General features: G+C 61.4%; 16 protein-coding genes. 10 read left to right on the top strand and 6 right to left on the bottom strand.

Translation table 11 applies throughout. The features are described 5' to 3' along the window. The first annotated feature begins 8 nt into the window (after positions 1-8). Positions 9-938: a GTPase Era gene (gene era, locus ILFOPFJJ_RS10150; RefSeq protein ID WP_173510435.1), complete on the top strand. Its 930-nt coding sequence runs from the start codon at positions 9-11 to the stop codon at positions 936-938. A gap of 30 nt (positions 939-968) precedes the next feature. On the opposite strand, the gene ILFOPFJJ_RS10145 is transcribed toward era, so the two are convergent. Then, the gene (locus ILFOPFJJ_RS10145) at positions 969-1,967 is read right to left on the bottom strand and encodes a glycerophosphodiester phosphodiesterase family protein (RefSeq protein WP_173510434.1); all 999 of its coding nucleotides are present in this window, start codon (positions 1,965-1,967) and stop codon (positions 969-971) included. A 172-nt stretch (positions 1,968-2,139) separates the two neighbouring features. Here ILFOPFJJ_RS10145 and ILFOPFJJ_RS10140 point away from each other — a divergent pair, with 172 nt between their 5' ends. The 4 genes from ILFOPFJJ_RS10140 (at position 2,140) to ILFOPFJJ_RS10125 (ending at position 7,885) form a co-directional block, all read left to right on the top strand. Next, the gene (locus tag ILFOPFJJ_RS10140; RefSeq protein WP_173510433.1) at positions 2,140-3,138 is read left to right on the top strand and encodes a glutathione S-transferase family protein; all 999 of its coding nucleotides are present in this window, start codon (positions 2,140-2,142) and stop codon (positions 3,136-3,138) included. 436 nt (positions 3,139-3,574) lie between these two features. Then, complete coding sequence (locus ILFOPFJJ_RS10135; RefSeq protein WP_173510432.1) at positions 3,575-4,831, top strand: cyclopropane fatty acid synthase; 1,257 nt, start codon at positions 3,575-3,577, stop codon at positions 4,829-4,831. A gap of 189 nt (positions 4,832-5,020) precedes the next feature. After that, entirely contained in the window at positions 5,021-7,327 is a 2,307-nt protein-coding gene (locus tag ILFOPFJJ_RS10130; protein ID WP_173510431.1) for a Tex family protein, read from the top strand. A gap of 243 nt (positions 7,328-7,570) precedes the next feature. Beyond that, positions 7,571-7,885 (top strand): hypothetical protein, encoded by a 315-nt coding sequence (locus ILFOPFJJ_RS10125; RefSeq protein ID WP_173510430.1) that lies wholly within the window; start codon positions 7,571-7,573, stop codon positions 7,883-7,885. Between the two features lie 114 nt (positions 7,886-7,999). Here the strand turns inward: ILFOPFJJ_RS10125 and rkpK are convergent, their stop codons facing one another. The 3 genes from rkpK to ILFOPFJJ_RS10110 all read right to left on the bottom strand — a co-directional run bounded on the left by rkpK (position 8,000) and on the right by ILFOPFJJ_RS10110 (position 10,877). Further along, a complete protein-coding gene (gene rkpK, locus ILFOPFJJ_RS10120) occupies positions 8,000-9,313 on the bottom strand; it encodes a UDP-glucose 6-dehydrogenase (protein ID WP_173510429.1) in 1,314 nt (437 codons plus the stop codon). Positions 9,314-9,447: 134 nt separating this feature from the next. Further along, on the bottom strand, positions 9,448-10,473 hold the full coding sequence (locus ILFOPFJJ_RS10115; RefSeq protein ID WP_173510428.1) for an NAD-dependent epimerase: 1,026 nt from the start codon (positions 10,471-10,473) through the stop codon (positions 9,448-9,450). 71 nt (positions 10,474-10,544) lie between these two features. Then, positions 10,545-10,877, bottom strand: a complete 333-nt coding sequence (locus ILFOPFJJ_RS10110; RefSeq protein WP_173510427.1) for an ArsR/SmtB family transcription factor — start codon at positions 10,875-10,877, stop codon at positions 10,545-10,547. Positions 10,878-10,928: 51 nt separating this feature from the next. On the opposite strand from ILFOPFJJ_RS10110, the gene ILFOPFJJ_RS10105 reads away from it, so the two are divergent. Then, positions 10,929-11,411 (top strand): SRPBCC domain-containing protein, encoded by a 483-nt coding sequence (locus ILFOPFJJ_RS10105; RefSeq protein ID WP_173510426.1) that lies wholly within the window; start codon positions 10,929-10,931, stop codon positions 11,409-11,411. Between the two features lie 11 nt (positions 11,412-11,422). Further along, a complete protein-coding gene (locus ILFOPFJJ_RS10100; RefSeq protein WP_173510425.1) occupies positions 11,423-11,785 on the top strand; it encodes a hypothetical protein in 363 nt (120 codons plus the stop codon). A gap of 37 nt (positions 11,786-11,822) precedes the next feature. On the opposite strand, the gene ILFOPFJJ_RS10095 is transcribed toward ILFOPFJJ_RS10100, so the two are convergent. Then, positions 11,823-12,563, bottom strand: coding sequence for a L,D-transpeptidase (locus tag ILFOPFJJ_RS10095; protein WP_173510424.1), 741 nt, complete (start codon positions 12,561-12,563; stop codon positions 11,823-11,825). Between the two features lie 228 nt (positions 12,564-12,791). Between ILFOPFJJ_RS10095 and recO the strand changes: the two genes are divergently transcribed. Further along, positions 12,792-13,541, top strand: a complete 750-nt coding sequence (gene recO / locus ILFOPFJJ_RS10090; RefSeq protein ID WP_173510423.1) for a DNA repair protein RecO — start codon at positions 12,792-12,794, stop codon at positions 13,539-13,541. Between the two features lie 176 nt (positions 13,542-13,717). Here the strand turns inward: recO and ILFOPFJJ_RS10085 are convergent, their stop codons facing one another. Next, a complete protein-coding gene (locus ILFOPFJJ_RS10085; protein WP_173510422.1) occupies positions 13,718-15,730 on the bottom strand; it encodes a PhoX family protein in 2,013 nt (670 codons plus the stop codon). A gap of 299 nt (positions 15,731-16,029) precedes the next feature. Between ILFOPFJJ_RS10085 and ILFOPFJJ_RS10080 the strand changes: the two genes are divergently transcribed. Together ILFOPFJJ_RS10080 and ILFOPFJJ_RS10075 are read left to right on the top strand one after the other, a co-directional pair. Continuing rightward, positions 16,030-18,873, top strand: coding sequence for a DUF2339 domain-containing protein (locus ILFOPFJJ_RS10080; RefSeq protein WP_173510421.1), 2,844 nt, complete (start codon positions 16,030-16,032; stop codon positions 18,871-18,873). Next, complete coding sequence (locus ILFOPFJJ_RS10075) at positions 18,870-19,526, top strand: HD domain-containing protein (protein ID WP_173510420.1); 657 nt, start codon at positions 18,870-18,872, stop codon at positions 19,524-19,526. Before ILFOPFJJ_RS10080 ends, ILFOPFJJ_RS10075 begins: the two co-directional genes overlap by 4 nt. Positions 19,527-19,566: the final 40 nt, after the last annotated feature.

The following is a 19,566-nucleotide window of genomic DNA, read 5'->3' as shown; positions in this document are numbered from 1 at the left end:
CGGAAGCTATGACGGATATGGAACATGATACGGCCGCCACCGGCGCGCCGACCCGCTCGGGTTTCGTGGCGCTGATCGGCGCGACGAATGCCGGTAAATCGACGCTCGTCAACCGCCTCGTCGGCGCGAAAGTCTCGATCGTCAGTCACAAGGTGCAGACGACGCGCGCGATCGTGCGCGGCATCGCGATCCATGACAATGCCCAGATTGTCTTCATGGACACGCCGGGCATTTTCAAGCCGCGGCGCAGGCTTGACCGCGCGATGGTGACGAGCGCCTGGGGCGGCGCCAAGGATGCCGATCTGATCATGCTGCTGATCGACAGCGAACGCGGATTGAAGGGCGACGCGGAAGCGATCCTCGAGGGCCTGAAGGAAGTGCATCAGCCGAAGATTCTGGTGCTCAACAAGATCGATCAGGTTCGCCCGGAAGATTTGCTGAAGCTTGCGGCCGCGGCAAACGAAACGGTCAAATTCGAGCGCACGTTCATGATCTCGGCACTTTCCGGCTACGGATGCGACGATGTCATGGATTATCTTGCGAAGGCGCTGCCGGAAGGCCCCTGGTACTATCCCGAGGATCAAATCTCGGACCTTCCGATGCGCCAGCTCGCAGCCGAGATCACCCGCGAAAAACTGTTCCTAAGGCTGCACCAGGAACTTCCCTATGCGTCTCACGTCGAGACCGAGAAATGGGAGGAGCGCAAGGACGGGTCAGTGCGCATCGAGCAGGTGATCTATGTCGAACGCGAGAGCCAGAAGAAGATCGCGCTTGGCAAGGGCGGGGAGGCGATCAAGGCGATCTCGACCGCGGCCCGCAAGGAAATCTCGGAGATCCTGGAGCAGCCCGTGCACCTTTTTCTCTTTGTGAAGGTGCGCGAGAACTGGGGCGACGATCCGGAGCGCTTCCGTGAAATGGGGCTCGAGTTCCCGCGATAACCGAGTTATCGGCCCGGCAAACGTCTTGGCCTATTCGCGGTTCGCCTGGCTGTTCGTTGCCGCCATCCTTTTCCCGAGAAGCGGACTGATCGTCTCTGCGCGGTTGGTCCAGACATAGCCCGCGAAATTCCTGGGCACGAGCGTCAGGTCATCTGCGCTGTCGATGCCGGAGGTAAAATCGCCGCCGCCGTAGCGTCCGAGAAGTATCACCTCGCTGCCCGCATCCTTCATGCGGGCGGCAAAGCGGTCTGGCCAGCCCCAAAGAAACGGCGCGTAGTTGGCGGGTACGACGACGAGCGTGTTGTGGCAGGCCTCCGGCACGATGCTTGTCCAGCCATAGGCGACATAGCGGCCGAGACAGGCGAGGGTCGACTGCCTGTCATAGCCTCTCAGCCCAGGCACCAGCCGCAGGGTTTCCTGCGTCGGAGCGCTGCCGCCATAGACGCCGAAAACCGATTTTCGCCATTCGGGATGCGCGCGCAACAGGACCGCAAGCGTCGCTCCTTCCTCCCGCCGGTCGCTCTTGAAGTTGATGAGGAAGCGGCCGTGTGGCAGGGCGGTGAATACCTCCGTCAGCGTCGGCATTTGGCCTTGCGCGCGGCCGCGGAAGGGGAAGGTCTTGCCTCCGTCGGCGGTGTAGCCGTAGCCGATATCGAGCGTCTTCAGCGTCGTCATCGGCGTTTGCTCGGTGACGCCCTTTCCGTCCGTGCGGCAATCGAGCGTCCAGTCGTGGAATACGGCAAACTGACGGTCCGGCGTAAGATGGACGTCGAGTTCCACGACCTCCGCGCCACTGTCCATTGCCGCTTGCATGGAGGCTATCGTGTTTTCGAGATAGGCGTGACGCGGCGGCTCGATGCGCTGGGCCGTGCAGGTGTCGTTTTCGACGCCTTCCTGTTGGAAAACCTGGTGAATGCCACGGTGCGCGAGAATTTTGGCCGTGTCTGACGGTGGCGTCACCAGCAGGGAGGTATTGAGGAGCCAGAGGGCGGCAGCGACGGCAAACACAACAACGATGAGCGTCTTCATCGTGACTTCTCCTCTGGCGCCCGCTTCACCGGCAATATGGGCGAAGATGATGCGAGCGCCGGGCGCGCGGTTTGCGAACGATCTGTCACCCCGCGCGCAATTGACCGGAAATCAACCCTGTGGAACGTAAGCCATCGGTACCGGTTTAGGCAACGCCTGCAGGAGAATACGCATGCCGCAGCTCGTCGATGGAAAATGGGTCAGGGGCGATGTCGCCGCAAGCGAGATGAAGGACGGTGCCTTCCATCGCGAGCCGACTCGGTTCCACAACTGGATCACGCCCGACGGGCGGGCCGGTCCGGACGGCCAACCGGCATTGATGGCTGAAGCAGGGCGTTACCGGCTTTTCGTCTCTTATCTGTGTCCCTGGGCCTCGCGTACCATCGCGATGCGCAACCTCAAGGGCCTTGAAGCCGTTGTCGGCTTGACAGCCTCCAACCCCATTCTGGGTGAAGATGGCTGGACCTACGACCAGCCTGTCGATGCCGGCGCCCGCGTGGGCGAGATTCGCTATCATCATCAGCTCTACACGGCGAGCGACCCGCACTACACCGGCAAGGTCTCGGTACCGGTCCTGTGGGACATGGAGGAGGGGCGCATCGTCAATAACGAATCAGCCGACATTATTCGCATCCTCAATTCGGCGTTCGACCATCTGACCGGCAATCGCCTGGATTTCTACCCTGCCGCGTTGCGCGCGGAAATCGATCGGTGGAACGAGCCGGTCTATGCGCGCGTGAACAATGGCGTCTACCGCGCCGGCTTCGCCAAGACGCAGGCGGCCTATGACGAGGCGGTCTCCGGGCTGTTCGACATGCTCGACGAACTCGAGCGGCATCTTGAGGCGCATCGATATCTTGCCGGCGCCTATCTCACCGAGGCCGATATCCGGCTGTTCGTGACCCTGATCCGTTTCGATGCCGCCTATCACGGGGTCTTCAAGTGCAACATCCGCCGGATCGAGGACTATCCATCGCTGTCCAACTACATGCGCGAAATTTACCAGTGGCCGGGCATTCGCGAGTCCGTGCGCATCGATCACATCAAGCGCGGCTATTACGGCATCCGGCACATTAATCCGACCGGGATCGTTACGGCGGGACCGGTGCTCGATCTCGATCGCCCGCATGATCGCCACCGCCTTCGCGGCCTTGGCGTGTTCGGCGGCTAGGGCGGAAGGGAAAGCCTCAGAATTTTCGGTTCGTCCCGCGGTCGATCCGTTGGCCACGCCCTGGCCGATCGGCGACGGGCCGCCACCGGCCACTCCAATCCGCATTTCTTCGAATTTACTAAGGAAGCAGATCAATGAGGGGCCACAAAGAAGCCCATTGATAAACCGTGGAACACCGCTAAGTTAATGGAAGTTCTGATGGATAGGAGCCCGGTGGGCCAGCCTGACGAAATTCCCGGTGCGCGGCGACCTTGCGGCGCTGCTGCCTGACGGAAGCCGTAGGCTTAGCCAAGTCGGTTCTCGTTTTTCAGGATGCGTCCGGCGTCGTTTCCCAAGCGCATGCCTGCGCGCATCCCCGAAAGCCGATCGAACCGCTCGCAGCGTCTCCTGTGCGGAGGAACGATGTGTCCGTTTAGGTCTGATGCTGAGGTAGGATATGAGTGCGGCATTGTCGAATCTGCTTCGCCGTCTTGTCCAGAAGGGCAAACTGACGGTCGCTTTCTCATCAGGTGAAAAGGTAGTTCTGGGTGATGGTACGGGCCAGCCGGCGGCCATACGGATAGCCGATGCCGCGGCGGAAAAGGCCATTGTGCGGGACCCCGGGCTAAAGTTTGGTGAAATGTATATGGATGGTCGCGTTCTCGTTGAAGAAGGCGACATCTTCGACGTGCTATCCATCATCAAAAGCAATGATCTGGCAAACGCTGCGACCTTCGCCAATTCCATCGTTGCGCTGGGGCATGTGTTGCGCCAGCAGGTGAAGAGCCGGCTGCCGGTCAACCGCAATCGCTACAATGTCGCCCACCACTATGATCTCGACGGGAAGCTCTTCAACCTCTTCCTCGATGAGGACTGGCAATATTCCTGCGCCTATTTCCATCCGCCGGGAATCTCGCTCGACGAGGCGCAGCGCGCCAAGAAGCGGCACATCGCGGCGAAGCTCTTGCTCGAGCCCGGCCAGAAGGTGCTTGAAGTGGGTTCCGGCTGGGGCGGGATGGCGATGTATCTTGCCGAGGCATCCGACGTCGAAGTCACCGGAATCACGCTCAGCGAGGAGCAACTGAAGGTCTCGCGCGAACGAGCGGAGCGGCGCGGGCTCGCCGATCGCGTGCGCTTCGAGCTGCAGGATTACCGCACGATGCAGGGGCGGCAGTTCGACCGAATCGTTTCCGTCGGCATGTTCGAGCACGTGGGCATCGGCAACTACGGCAATTTTTTCCGCAAGATGAAAGAGCTGCTGACACCCGAAGGGGTGATGCTGCTTCACTCCATCGGCCAGATCTACAAGCCTTGGGCCACCAACCCGTGGATCGAGAAGTACATCTTTCCCGGCGGTTATATCCCGGCCCTCTCCGAAGTGCTGCCTTCGGTCGAGAGCACGCGGCTGCTCGTCAAGGACATCGAAATCCTGCCGATGCACTACGCCTGGACACTGCGGGCCTGGCGCGAGCGCTTCGTGGCGCGGCGGGAGGAGGCGGTCAGGCTCTACGACGAACGCTTCTTCCGGATGTGGGAATTCTATCTCGCGGCCTCGGAAACCGCCTTTCTCCATGACAAGCACTTCGTCTTCCAACTTCAGCTCTCGCCATCGCTCAGCTCGGTGCCGGTCTCGCGGGATTATATCGCTCAAAAGGAGCGCGAATTGCTTGAATTCGAGAGAACCCGCCGGCGCCTGGAACTCGTCGCCGTCTAACGCAGCATAGTGCCGGTCATCCGGCGAGCGTCTTTTCCGCCCCTCATCCCAATGCGGGTGAGGGGTGCGGTGAGCATTTCCGCAATCGACCATCTTCTGTGGAGTGCGGTCGGGCGATCATCCGCCCTCACTTGGCCTTGATGGTCTGCGCCAGTATGGTCCGCTCGGAAACAGAATACGGAACGCAGAATGACCGCAAAGCCCATTGCCGCCCTCATCGCAAGTGAGATTAAGGCAACCACCGCGCAGGTTGCCGCCGCCGTCGACCTGCTCGACGCGGGAGCGACGGTGCCTTTCATCGCTCGCTATCGCAAGGAGGTAACCGGCGGTCTCGACGATACGCAACTGCGCGTGCTTTCGGAACGGCTCACCTATCTGCGTGAACTCGAGGCGCGCCGATCGTCGATCCTCGATTCGATCCGCGGCCAGGACAAGCTCACCGACGAGCTCGAAGGCAAGATCGCCGCTGCGGCCACCAAGGCGGAGCTTGAGGATATCTATCTGCCCTACAAGCCGAAACGGCGCACCAAAGCAGAGATCGCCAGGGAGCGTGGACTGGGACCGCTGGCAGAGGCAATACTTGCCGACCGCTCGATCGCGCCGGCCGATCGCGCCGGTGCGTATCTGACGGCCGATGTCGCGGACGTCAAGATGGCGCTCGAGGGTGCGCGCGACATCATCGCCGAAGGCATGGCCGAGAACGCCGATCTTTTGGGGCGCCTGCGCAATTACATGAAGGACGCCGCGTTCCTGCGTGCCAGAGTGGTCGACGGCAAGCAGGAAGCCGGTGCGAAGTTCTCGGATTATTTCGATCATTCTGAACGCTGGGCGACGGCGCCCGGCCACCGGGCGCTTGCGATGTTGCGCGGCTGGAACGAGGAGATTCTCTCGGTCGATATCGTCGTTGACCAGGACGACAGATCACCGATGAAACCGGTCGAGCGTATGATTGCGGCCGCCTATAATGTCGGCGCGCACCTGCCCGGCGACAAATGGCTCCTGGACGTGATCGGCTGGACCTGGCGGGTCAAGCTCTCCATGTCGCTCTCGCTGGATCTGATGCGTGAGCTGCGCGAGCGGGCGGAAGAGGAAGCAATCCGCGTCTTCGCTCGCAATCTCAAGGATCTGCTGCTCGCCGCGCCCGCCGGCTCGCGCGCAACCATGGGTCTTGATCCGGGCATCCGCACCGGAGTGAAGGTCGCGGTCGTCGACGGCACGGGCAAATTGCTTGATACGACAACGGTCTATCCCTTTCCGCCAAAGAACGATGTTCGCGGCACCCAGGCGGAACTCGCGTCGCTCATTCGCAAGCACAGGGTCGAACTGATTGCCATTGGCAACGGCACGGGCAGCCGCGAGACTGAGAAGCTCGTGGCCGACATGCTGGCGCAGCTACCGGCCCCGAAACCCACCAAGGTCATCGTCTCGGAGGCGGGGGCTTCGGTATATTCCGCGTCTGAAACGGCGGCAGCCGAATTTCCCGCCCTCGACGTCTCGCTGCGCGGCGCCGTGTCAATCGCCCGAAGATTGCAGGATCCGCTTGCCGAGCTCGTCAAGATCGAGCCGAAATCAATCGGCGTCGGTCAATATCAGCACGATGTCGATCAATCGAAGCTCAGCCGCTCACTGGACGCGGTCGTCGAAGATGCGGTGAACGCCGTCGGCGTTGATCTCAACACCGCCTCGGCATCGCTGCTGGCGCGCGTCTCCGGCCTCGGCAAATCATCGGCGGAAGCGATCGTCGCGCACCGCGACGCGACGGGGGCTTTCACCAGCCGTCAGGAACTCCTGAAGGTTCCGCGTCTTGGCGCCCGGACCTTCGAGCAATGCGCCGGCTTTCTGCGGATCCCGAACGGCACCGAGCCGCTCGATGCGTCCTCGGTGCACCCGGAGGCCTATGGAGTGGCGAACAAGATCATCGCCGCTTGTGGTCGCGACGTCCGCTCCCTTATGGGCGACAGCGTCGCCCTGAAAAAGCTCGAGCCGCGCGCCTTTGTCGACGAGCGTTTCGGCTTGCCGACCATCAAGGATATTCTTGCAGAGCTGGAAAAGCCGGGTCGCGATCCGCGCCCGAGCTTCAAGACCGCAACCTTCGCCGACGGCGTCGATGACATCAAGGATCTGAAAGTCGGGATGCAACTCGAGGGTACGGTGACGAATGTCGCGGCTTTCGGCGCATTCGTCGATATCGGTGTGCACCAGGACGGCCTCGTCCACGTGTCGCAACTGGCCGACCGCTTCGTCAAGGATCCGCATGAGGTCGTCAAGGCAGGCGATGTCGTGCAGGTGCGCGTCACCGAAATCGATGTTGCGCGCAAGCGCATCGGCCTCACGATGCGCAAGGATGGTGGCGCGGAAAAGGGGGGGCGCGAGGCGCGAGGATCCGCATCGAATGGCGGCGGCACGCGCAACGCAGCGGAGCGTCAGCCGCGGCCGCAAGCGCCCGCCCAGGGTGCTCTTGGCGCGGCACTGTTGGCGGCAATGAAACAAAAATGACCAGCTAAGTGGAACGGCCGGCGCCAACGATCGTTTCCCCCTCATCGACTGTTGGCATGACGGTTTCAGGTGAGTGATCTATAAATTAGCTAACTGACATATACTCTGCTTTCCGTCATACTCCTCTCGTGGCGACACCGGCTTCGTGTCGCGAGCAGGTGTCGACCATAGGATGCCGGTCTACGGCGGAACAGGTCAGCGGAAATCCTCTTCCGCCGGGGCTCCGGCGAAAGGAGGAGCGTCATGGTACGCAATGTGATTCGCGGCCTCACGAGAGCCATCATATTGGCGGTAGTGGTGTCGGCACATCCCTATCCGGCAGGTTCGCAGACGGTCGCGAATTGCGCCGAACGATCCCAGGTGATCGAGTTCCTTGCGCAAAAATATGACGAAAAGCCCGCGGCAATCGGATTGATCAACCCGCAGGCCGTCATGGAGGTTTTTGCCGCCGACAACGGCAGTTGGACCCTGATCGTCACGGATGTCTCGGGCCGAAGCTGTGTCATTCTCGCCGGAAAGAGCTGGGACCCGATGCCGCAGGTAGGGCCGAAGGCATGAACGCGACAGATCACGCGTGACCGCTCTTTTGCGAACGATCACGTGACGGCACAATCAATCTGCCGTCACGTCAAAAAGCGTCCGCACTTTTATCCCGTTTCTCGGGACGTCTGGTCAGTCCGGCCTGCCGATGCTGGCATAGCCGAAACCGTGCCTTGCCACTTCGTCCCTGCGGTAGATGTTGCGCAAGTCGACGAGCAGCGGCGTCTTCATCACGGTCTTGAGCCGCGCAAAATCCAGCGCCCGGAATTCGTTCCACTCGGTGACGATGACCAGCGCATCGGCGTCCGCTGCCGCATCGTAGGGGTCGACCGCGTAATCCAGCCCTTCAATCAGCTTGCGGGCGTTCTCGACACCCTCCGGATCGTAGCCGGTCACCTTGGCGCCGGCATCCTGCAGGGTCTGCACGATTGCGATCGCCGGGCTGTCGCGCATGTCGTCGGTATTCGGCTTGAAAGTGAGGCCGAGGACGGCGATCTTGCGCCCGCGCACATCACCGCCCGCGGCGGTGATCACCTTGCGACCCATCGCCCGTTTACGATTGTCGTTGATCGCAACGGTCGTCTCGACGAGGCGAACCGGACTGTCGTAATCCTGAGCGGTCTTGACGAGTGCCAGCGTATCCTTGGGAAAGCACGAGCCGCCGTAACCCGGCCCGGCATGCAGGAACTTCGAGCCGATGCGGCCGTCGAGGCCAATGCCGCGGGCGACATCCTGAACATCGGCCCCGACCTTCTCGCAGAGATCGGCCATTTCGTTGATGAAGGTGATCTTCATCGCCAGGAAGGCATTGCCGGCATATTTGATCAGTTCGGAGGTGCGGCGCGTGGTAAACACAAGCGGCGCCTGGTTGAGGTAGAGCGGGCGATAGACCTCGGTCATGACTTCACGTGCCCGCTGGTCGTTTCCGTTGAGGCCGACGACAATACGATCCGGCCGCTTGAAATCCTCGATCGCGGCGCCTTCGCGCAGGAACTCCGGGTTGGAGACGACGGCGACGTCGGCTTCGGGATTGGTTTCGCGGATGATGCGCTCGACCTCGTCACCGGTTCCGACAGGAACGGTCGACTTCGTGACGACGACGGTGAAGCCGGTGAGATTGCTGGCGATCTCCCGGGAGGCTGCATGAACGTAGGAGAGATCGGCATGCCCGTCGCCGCGCCGCGACGGCGTGCCGACGGCGATGAAGATCACGTCGCTCTCGGCGACCGCCGACTTGAGGTCTGTCGTGAAACTCAGGCGTCCCGACGCGACATTGCTGGCGACAAGATGGTCGAGGCCGGGCTCGAAGATCGGGATTTGCCCCTGCTTGAGCGCCTCGATCTTGCGCTCGTCCTTATCGAGGCAGATCACGTCGTGACCAAAATCCGCAAAACAGACGCCCGAAACAAGGCCGACGTAGCCGGCGCCGATCATCGTGATTTTCATCGGTTCTTCCTTTGTTGTTGGGTTTTCTTGGATATCGCTTAGATAAATCCGTGTATTAAAAGCGAAATAGACCTATTTGCGACCATTTTGAGCCGGATCTGAGATTTTACCGCAGCTTCGTGGCTAATAATACGTTATGCGATCTGGCCGGTTTTACAATAATATTGCTCATACCATTCTACAAAGCGGGCAACGCCCTCCTTGATCGAAATCGACGGCTTGAAATCAGTTAACGCTTCGAGCAGGTCCGGCGACGCGTAGGTGCGGGGAACGTCACCCTGTTGCATCGGAAGCATGTTGCGGATGGCGGGCCTGCCGACTGCCTTCTCGACCGTTTCGACGAAGGTCATCAGTTCGACGGGCTGGCCGCCACCGACATTGACGACGCGAAACGGTGCCTGAGAGGAGAGCGTGTCTTTGGCTTTTTCCGCCGGCACGCGATTTTCCTCTGCCGGTGCAACGTGCGAAAGCCTGAGGATGCCTTCGACGAGATCGTCGATATAGGTAAAGTCGCGGCTCATCCGGCCCTCGCCGTAGATGTCGATCGGCCGATCATTGTGAATCGCGTCCACAAATTTGAACAGCGCCATGTCGGGACGTCCCCAAGGGCCGTAGACGGTGAAGAAGCGGAAGGCGGTCGTCGGCACCTTGTAGAGATGGGCGTAGCTGTGCGCCATCAATTCCATCGATTTCTTCGTAGCCGCGTAGAGCGTCAGGGGCTCGTCGGCCCGGTCCGTCTCGGAAAAGGGGATCTTCTCGTTGGCGCCATAGATCGAGGACGTCGACGCGAGCATCAGGTGCTTGGGACCAATTGCGCGCGCAAGTTCCAGCATGTTCCACGTGCCGACGAGGTTCGAGTCGACATAGGCCTTGGGATTTTCGAGGCTGTATCGAACGCCCGCCTGTGCGGCGAGATGAATGATCACCTCGGGCTCGGCAAGCTCCGTAGCGTGGTCGAGTGCCGCCCGATCCTCGAGCATCGCCGTCACCGCTTTGAAGCCATTGGAGCGCTTCAGGATCGCATGGCGACGCTCCTTGAGCGTCACGTCGTAATAGGGCGTCATGCCGTCGAAGCCCACCACGAAATGTCCCTCGTCGATAAGCCGCTTGGCGACATGGAAACCGATGAAGCCTGCTGTGCCGGTGATGAGGTAGCGCACGACGGTATCCCCAAATTTGCATAGTCGGACAGTTCATACGAAGAAAGCTGAGCAATGGAAAGCCGAATCCATCACTTAGGCGGGCTTTCGAGCCCCCGGTGCAGGGCCGTCAGTACGGACATGGCGTGGTCCGCATATTGGCTGATCCAACGATCGTGAATGGCCTGGATCGGCAAAGCATTCAGATAGTTCCATCGCTCGCGCCCCTCTCGTTGGACGAGGATCAGGTTAGCGTCCTCCAGCACTTTCAGGTGTTGCATCACGGTGCAGCGGTCGAGTTGCGAGAATTGTTCGCAGAGCATGCCGGTCGTCTGCGGCGCGGCTTTCAGAGCGTCGAGGATCTGCCGGCGCAGGCCATTGGCCAATGCTTTGAATACGGCGTCGTCTTTCGAATCGGTTGACATGTTATATTTTTATAACATATCATCGTGTCACACAATGGCGAGGAGGAAGACATGACCTTGGAATTTCGTGTGAATGGCCGGATCGCCCGGCCTGTCGATGAGGTGTTCGACGCTGTCGTCAATCCGGATCAGCTCAGCCGTTACTTCGTGACCCTCGGTGGTGTTAGCGCACCCCTGGTCGCTGGCACGACAGTCACCTGGTGGGGGGAGGTACCGGTGGAGGTGGAAACCGTCGAGCCCAATCAGCGAATCGTATTCCGGTGGGACGCCAAGGTGGGCGAGGGCGAGGCGCCGTACCGGACAAAGGTAGAGATGCGCTTCCAGTCCCTTGATGACGGCGCAACTATGGTCACCATTGCCGAAACCGGCTGGCGCGAAAACGAACAGGGACAGAAGAGCTCCTATATGAACTGCGAAGGCTGGTCCCAGATGCTCGCCTGCATGAAGGCCTGGCTCGAATATGGCATCAACTTGCGCGAGGGCTATTACGTGAGCGAACTCTCGGGCAATCCTGCACTTGAGCCGCAAGCATAGGAGGGCGTGCGATGCCGACGGAGATCAAGGGCGGGTTCAACATCGCCATGAAGGTTCCTAGCCATCAATACGAGGCCGTGATTTCCTTCTACCGCGACGTCGTCGGGCTTCCGCCGTTCGATGAGAAGGCGCCTGCGATGGGGTTCGTTCTCGGCCCAAATCGCCTCTGGATAGACGAGGTGCCAAACTACAGCCAGGCGGAAATCTGGCTGGAGCTTTTCACCGGCGATCATGAGAAGGCGCTCGACCATCTCGCGGCGAACGGAGTCGTCCGCTGCGACGCGGTCGAGGATCTGGGTGAAGGCTTTCGCGGGGGCTGGATCATGAACCCTGCGAACATCGTGCACCTGGTGCGGGAGCCGGATGCCTGGTAGGCGCCTGGGTGTCAATGCGCTTCACATGGGCCAGTCGTCACATCGAAAGCGGCTGACCCTCATCAGCGGCCGCCGCCATTGGCGTACCGAGCGGTCCACCCATCGGTGGCTCGGATTGAAGCACGATGACGCGTGTATCCGTCGGCACACGGCTATAGAGGTCGATGATGTCCGGATTGAAAAGCCGGATGCAGCCGCTCGAAACGGCCTTTCCGATGGACCAGGCCTCCGTGGTGCCGTGGATGCGAAACAGCGTGTCGCGGTTGCCCTGGAAGAGATAGAGCGCGCGCGGGCCAAGGGGATTGCGGATCCCCGGCTCCATGCCGCCGGCAAGCGGTCCGTAGCGTTCCGGCTCGCGTGCGACCATGTCGGACGTCGGCGTCCAACGCGGCCACTCGGCCTTGCGTCCGACACGGGCCTCACCCTGGAATTCCAGCCCCGCCTTGCCGACGCCGATCCCATAGCGCAACGCCATGCCGCCATCCTGCACGAGGTAAAGGAAGCGATTCTGGGTGTCGACGACGATCGTGCCCGGCGGTTCGGAAGTGGCATAGGCGACCTGCTGGCGCAGATAGCGTGGCTCGACCTTGCTGATGTCGATTGCGGGAAGCGGGAACTTTTCCTCCGGCTTCGGCCCGTACATGGCGAGGTAGTATGGATCCGGTCCTTTCGGCCTGGCGCTTTGGCCGCTGGTCGCGCAGCTGGCGAGAACTGACGAAACAAGGAGAAGGGCGAAGAGCCGCGCCAGGCGGCCGGCGCTGTTCCGGGACACACACATAGTTGATCCTGCTGACTGCAATAATTCCTGGACTCGGAAGCGTTCCAACGAGTGGCCCGGCTTGAGGCCCAAAAATGTCCGCGGGGAGGCGGCGCTAAGGCAGAAATGTGGCCGACCGGCGGTGTAGCGAAAAGGCGACAGTTTCGGCGAGAACCGTTCTCGCCGCCCCATCCGAAGCCGACACATCTGTGCTTGATCCGCTTTCAAACCCGGGTGTATGCCTGTTCCATGCAGTGGAGCGATCAAGCTATCATACTCGGCATCCGGCGGCACGGCGAAAGCTCTGTCATCGCGGAAGTCATGACCGCCGCGCATGGGCGGCATCTTGGCCTCGTGCGCTCCGGCCGAGCGCGTACGATGCAGCCCGTGCTGCAGCCCGGAAACTCTGTCGAAGTGACCTGGCGGGCGCGGCTTGACGAACATCTCGGCGAATTTCGAGTGGAGCCGCTTCAACTGCGTGCCGCAAGGCTGATGGAGGCGGCAACGTCCGTCTATGGCATCCAGGCCCTGGGCGCGCTGCTGCGGCTGCTGCCGGAGCGTGATCCGCATCCGCATCTCTACGAGGCGCTTGCAGTCATCGTTGACCATCTTCAGGACCCGGCGGATGCCGGGGAACTGTTCGTACGCTTCGAACTCGCCGTCTTGAACGACCTCGGCTTCGGTCTGGATCTGTCGGAATGTGCCGCGACCGGCACGCGTCAGGGCCTCGTCTATGTCTCGCCCAAATCCGGCCGCGCCGTCAGTCGGGAGGCGGGCGCGCGCTATGCCAACCGCATGCTCGCCCTTCCGGATTTCCTGTCTCCCGGTGGGCACCAGGCGGCCGACCACGACAGCCTCGCTGCCGCGTTCCGCCTGACCGCCTATTTCCTCAACCGCCACGTCTATGAGCCACGCGGCCTCGACGCCTCCTCCGTGCGTGACGCTTTTGTTCACGCCGCACTTAAGGCGTTGAAATCTTTTCCACCGTCTGCGGCCTGATAGAGGGCTACTGGCAACTACTGCGCCGCGCGTCCAATCGGACGCGCAAAGGTCGCTGTAGCACCTTGAATCGCTGCATGATTTTGTCCTCAAATCGATTCCGATTTGAGGAATCATGCAGTAGGGACGATGAAGCCAGACGCCGCGTCGGCGACGCGGCGTCTGTTGTATGCGGGTCAGCCGATCCGGCCGCCGCCACGTTTGGTGACCGCCACCACCGCCGGGCGTACCGGCATGTCGTCCTTGAAATCGGGCCAGCGCGTTGCCGGCTTCTCGTAGGTGGCAAGACCTGCGTCGCCCGGGTGCTGCACGGCGAGGAAGAAAGTGTCGGACGTCGGATTGAAGCAGGGACCGCACATCTCGGCGCCGACCGGAACGCGGAAGAACAGCTTGGAAGTACCGCGTGCTCCGCCCTCGGTGTCGATCGCCCAGACGCCATCGGTGCGGCCGGTTTCCTTTTCGTTATTGCCGTCCGTCGAAACCCAAAGCCTGCCGTCGGCGTCGATCGCGCAGTTATCCGGCATGCCGAACCAGCCGTTCTTGGTCGTTGCTGTCGAGAACGACGCACCGACTTCGGCAACGCTTGGATCGCCACATTTCAGAAGCACGTCCCAACGGCTGCTGAGCGAGGCGAAATCGCCATCCGTTTCGGTGATCTCGATGATGTGACCGAAGGCATTCTTGGCACGCGGATTGGCAGCGTTGATTTCTTCCGCCGTGCGCTTGGTGTTGTTGGTCAGCATCACGTAGACCTTGCCGGTTTTCGGATTGGGCTGGACGTCCTCCGGACGGTCCATCTTGGTGGCGCCGAGCGCGTCGGAAGCAAGCCGGGTGTCGATCAGCACGTCGGCCTGCGAGGCAAAACCGTTCTCGGCGGTCAACGGTCCCTCGCCATGGACGAGCGGCAGCCAGGTGACGGTGCCGTCCTCATCGAACTTCGCCACGTAGAGCGTGCCTTCGTCGAAGAGGTCCATGTTGGCAGCCCGGTCGTTCGGGTTGTAGGTGCCCTTGGTCACGAATTTGTAGACGTAGTCGTAGCGCTCGTCGTCGCCGGAATAGAGGACGACGCGCCCGTCCTTGTTGACGATGGATTCGCAGCCCTCGTGCTTGAAGCGGCCAAGCGCCGTGCGCTTCTTCGGGATAGACGTCGGGTCGAGGGCATCCACTTCTACGATCCAGCCGAAGCGATTGGCCTCGGTCGGTTCCTTCGACACGTCGAAGCGATCGTAGAACTTGGACCATTCATATTGTCCGCCCGGCGCCCCAAGACGCTTCAGCTGCTTGAATTCCGCATGGTCCTCGGCGATTTCGCCGCCGAAGTAGCCGTTGAAGTTCTCCTCTGCCATCATGTAGGTGCCCCAGGCGGTGACACCGCCGGCGCAATTGTTGACCGTGCCAAAGACCTTCTTGCCCGTCGGGTCGGACGGCGTCTTCACGCGGTCATGACCAGCAACCGGTCCCGAAAGCTGCATTTCGGTGTTGAGCGTGATGCGGCGGTTGTATTTGCCGTCGAGCACAGGTTGCCACTTGCCGTCCACCCTTCGGATTTCGATGATCGTGCCGCCGTGCGCAGCCATTTCGATGTCGACGAGGTCTTTGGTGTATTCGCCAAAGGTGACCTTTTCCTCCTCGACTTCCTGACCGTCCTTGGTCACTTTTTCCTTCACGATCGAGGCGAAGGCCGGAAACATCAGTTCCGCATTGGTGTATTCATGGTTGACGACCAGCAGACCGTGGTCCGGATTGTCCTCGAGCGGAATGAACCCGACATAGTCATTGTTATAGCCGAAGAGCTTCTCCTGGGCCGCGGCCGTCTGGTTCTTCGGGTCGAAGTCCGGGCTGTCGGCAAAAACCTTGTCGCCCCAGCGCAAGAGGATATCGGCATCATAGCCGTCGGCCACGTGATGGTTCTCGTCGATACCGGCTTCGACTTCCGTGAAGTCGAAACGCGAGGCGTCGTCGGCGCGCGCTTCATCGGCCGTCAAAAGCGCGAGCGGGCTGACTGTCGTGGAAATAGCCGCAACAGCCAAGGAGCCGCCGATGAATGAGCGGCGCGAGAAACGGCGATTGATGATGTCGCCCATGGTCGGATTGGCGGAACAGTTCTGACCGATGTCCTCCAATTCCTCCCTGCGTTCCGTCAGCGTCTTGAATTCGGTTTCTTCCGTTGAGGCGAGATGCTTGTCCATTGCCGGGTTCTCCACATTGAACGATAGAGCCGCCGCGCATCATGCGACGTCCGTCCGTCGCTGTAGCAGCAAGTTCATGACAGTTCCGCGACAGTTCAGTGAAGAGATTGCTGCGCCCGATTGTCAATGCATTTGGCGCTTGAATGAAAACCTGTATGGTCGCAGCAGCCTGCGAAGATTGCCGCCACTGCATGATTCCTTAAATCGGAATCGATTTAATGACAAAATCATGCAGCAATTCAAAGTGCTACAGCGACCGCTGCGCGTCCGATTGGACGCGCAGCGCTGCAGGGGAAAAGATGCTTGAAGTCATTGCCTTTGTTGCCTTTGCCATGGCGCTTGCCGCTTTTCTCGGTGGCCGCAAGACCGCGGAGCGGCTGGAAGCCGAGATCATTTCTCTGAGGGCCGAGATCGCTCGCTTGAGCGAACGACAGACCGCAGTCGAGCCTGCTCCTTCGCGGGCCGATGAGGCGCAGGCTCCCGGTACGATCGAAGTTGAAGACGAAGGCAAGGAAGGCCCCTGGTCGCGGGCGGCGCGAGGCGCCCACGAGGAGGCGGGAGCACAGGAGCAGGCCGAGGACGGTGGCCGCGACGGTCAAGTCGCTGCTGCAGCCATCGCGGAGGCTCCAACACCCTCGGCAGAAAGCCTCGAAAGCCGAATTGGCGCCCAGTGGCCCGTTTGGGTCGGCGGCCTGGCGCTGGCGCTCGGCGGTTACTTCCTGGTGCAATATTCTATCGATGCGGGGCTGCTGAGCCCGACCGTCAGACTGACACTGGCGGCGGCTTTCGGTCTCGCGCTTGGGATCGCTGGCGAAGTGATCCGCCGGCGTGCGATGCCGACGATTGCCGACAGGTTCCGTCATGCCATGATCCCGGGCGTGCTGACGGCGGCCGGTGCCGCCACGCTTTTCGGGGTTGTTTATGCTGCCCACGGCATCTACGGCTTCATCGGCACTGCGGCGGCATTCGTATTGCTGGCATTGATTTCGCTGGTGACGGTGGCGCTGTCGTTGTTGCATGGCCAGGCCCTCGCCGGGCTTGGGCTCCTCGCTTCACTGCTCACGCCCTTGTTCGTATCAAGCGACGAGCCCCGACCCTGGGTGCTGTTCGGCTTCCTCTCGATTGCCTGGCTCGCGACGCTCTTCGCCTCGCGCTTCCGCCAGTGGACTGTCGTGCCGACGCTCGCCAATGCCGGGCTTGGTCTCTGGGGGCTCGCTTATGTCGTGGGTGTGACACCCTTCGAGGCGTTGCCGGTCACCTTTGCGCTGCTGGTGATGATTGCTGGCGTGGGATTGATCTGGCCAGGCGGCGGCGAACGCGCAGAAAGTGCGCCGGGGGCGGGTCGCGCTGACGCCGCCGCGGCCGGACCATGGGAAAGACTGTTCGCACCCCCCTATGCGGCAGTCACCGTCTCGGCTGCGATCGCGGCAACCGTTCTCGCGCTCCTTTTCGTCAGCCCGGCAGTCACCGCAGAGCGTTTCCCGGTCCAGGAATTTGTCGTGGTGATCGCAGCGCTCGCGCTTGTCGGCGCATTGAGGGCAACGGTGGTCTATCCGGCGCTGTTTGCCGCCTTCGGCGCGATCGCCGGCACGTGGAGCCTGACCGCGCTCAGCGATGTTCTTGCCTATCTCGACCCTGCACTCCCGCAACTTTCACCCGAGGTCGTCGTTCCCGGCAGCACGGCGATGCTGGCCGCGATGACGCTGGCGGCGCTCTTCGTGCTAATCTCTTCCTTCGTGCTCGACCGGCGGCTTGGGACGCACTCGCAGTTTGCGATTCTGTGGGCAGGTATCGGCGGCGTCGTGCCGAATGCCGTGCTGGCCATGTCCTTCCTCATGACGGGAAAATTCGCCTTCGATCTGTCGCACGGGTTCGCCGGCTTTATCGGCGGCTTGTTTCTTCTCGCTTTCGTCGAGTGGCTTTACCGCCGGAGCGCAGAGACAAGAGACATGAATACAAGAGACATGAATACAAGGGACATGGATATCGCTAGCGGACTGCTGGTGGCGGGCTCCTTCGGTCTCTTCGTCATCGGCCTGCATGCCTGGACGGATGGTCTCGCCACGACCCTTGCCGTTGCGCTGCTGGGCGCGGGGTATACCTTCGCAACGCGGGCGCGCTCCTGGCCCGTTCTTCCCTGGATAACCGTCGGATCAGCTATCGTGGTTCTGGCACGGATCGCCTGGGAGCCGACGATCGTCGGCGCCGGAAATCTCTCGACGACACCAGTCTTTAATGCGCTTTTGCCAGGCTACGGCATTCCGGCATTGCTGCTGGTGGCATCCGCCTATCTGCTTCGTGCCTCATCGGCGACGCGCGTGCGCAACCTGATGCAGGCGCTCGCAAGTCTTTTCGTGCTGCTGACGCTCGCGATCCTTGTTCGCCACGCGATGAATGGCGGCGTTCTCGACAGTTCCGTTCCGACGCTTGCGGAGCAGTCGATCTACACGCTTCTCGCAATCGGCGCGTCCGGCATATTCATGACCCTGGACACGAAGTCGCCAAGTCCGGTGTTCCGCTACGGCGGGATGGCGCTCGGCGCGCTTTCGATGCTCTCGGTGCTTTCGGCCCACCTTGCCGGCCTCAATCCCTATTTCAGCGGCGAACTGCTCGGCAGGATCCCTGTCTTCGACCTGCTCTTCATCGGTTATCTGCTGCCCGGCGTCGCTTACGCCGGCCTCGCCTGGTATGCGCGCGACAAACGCCCTTGGCCTTACGTGGCCGCGCTTGCGGTTAGCGGTGCAGTCCTCGCCTTCGCCTGGGCAAGCCTCAGCGTTCGCCGCTTCTGGCAGGGAGAGAACGTCGCGGACTGGAGAGGCTTCCTCCAGGGGGAAACATATACCTATTCGGTCGTCTGGCTGGTGCTTGGTGTGTCGCTCCTTGTCGCCGGCTCGCGCTTCCATGCGAAGAGCATCCGCATTGCCTCGGCCGTGCTCGTCTTCATTGCCGTGCTCAAAGTCTTTCTCATCGACATGTCGAATTTGGAAGGATTCCTGCGCGCCCTGTCCTTCATCGGTCTCGGTGGCGTACTGATCGGCATCGGCCTTTTCTACCAAAGAATATTGTCCAACACGGGGAATGGCGGCCGGGGCGACGCTGGGGCAGCTACAATTGGACCAGACGAGGGGACTAGCCGCGCATGACACGCCTTCCGGAACTGGCAGCCGCTTTCGCGCCTCATGACGAGCTCGCAAGAAAGCTCTTGCCGCATGCCTTTGCCGAGGACGACGGTTCACACGATGCGTCGCACCTCATTCGCGTCTGGAAAAATGCAGCGCGCATACAGGCCGAGGAGGGCGGCGACGCTCACATTCTCGCGGCCGCCGTGCTGCTTCATGATTGCGTTTCGGTCGAGAAGAACTCACCGCAGCGTGCCGAGGCTTCCCGGCTTGCGGCCGAGAAGGCCTGGCAAATCCTCGACGCTCTCGCCTGGCGCACGGCGGACATTTCGCCTGTCGCGCATGCCATCCTGACGCATAGCTTCTCCGCCAACCTGCCGCCTGAAACGCTGGAGGCGAAAATCCTGCAGGACGCCGACAGATTGGACGCGATCGGCATGGTCGGAGCGGCGCGCTGTTTCTATATCGCCGGACGCATGGGCAGCGGGCTGTACGATCCGCTCGATCCTCTGGCAGAGGATCGGCCGCTCGACGACAAGGCCTACGCAATCGATCATTTCGAGACGAAGCTCTTTCGCCTTGCGGACGGATTCCAGACCGCGGCGGGGCGTCGGTATGCGAAGGAGCGGCAAGCCCGGCTGCGCAGCATACTTGCCATGCTGCTCGATGAAATCTAGAGCAGGAGAGAAAGGTGTGAAGCGGTCTCCGCCCCGCATC

Source organism: Sinorhizobium psoraleae (assembly GCF_013283645.1).
Taxonomy (GTDB): Bacteria; Pseudomonadota; Alphaproteobacteria; order Rhizobiales; family Rhizobiaceae; genus Sinorhizobium; species Sinorhizobium psoraleae.
Note: the sequence above shows the minus strand (reverse complement) of the source record. Positions and strands in the feature narration are given on the sequence as shown.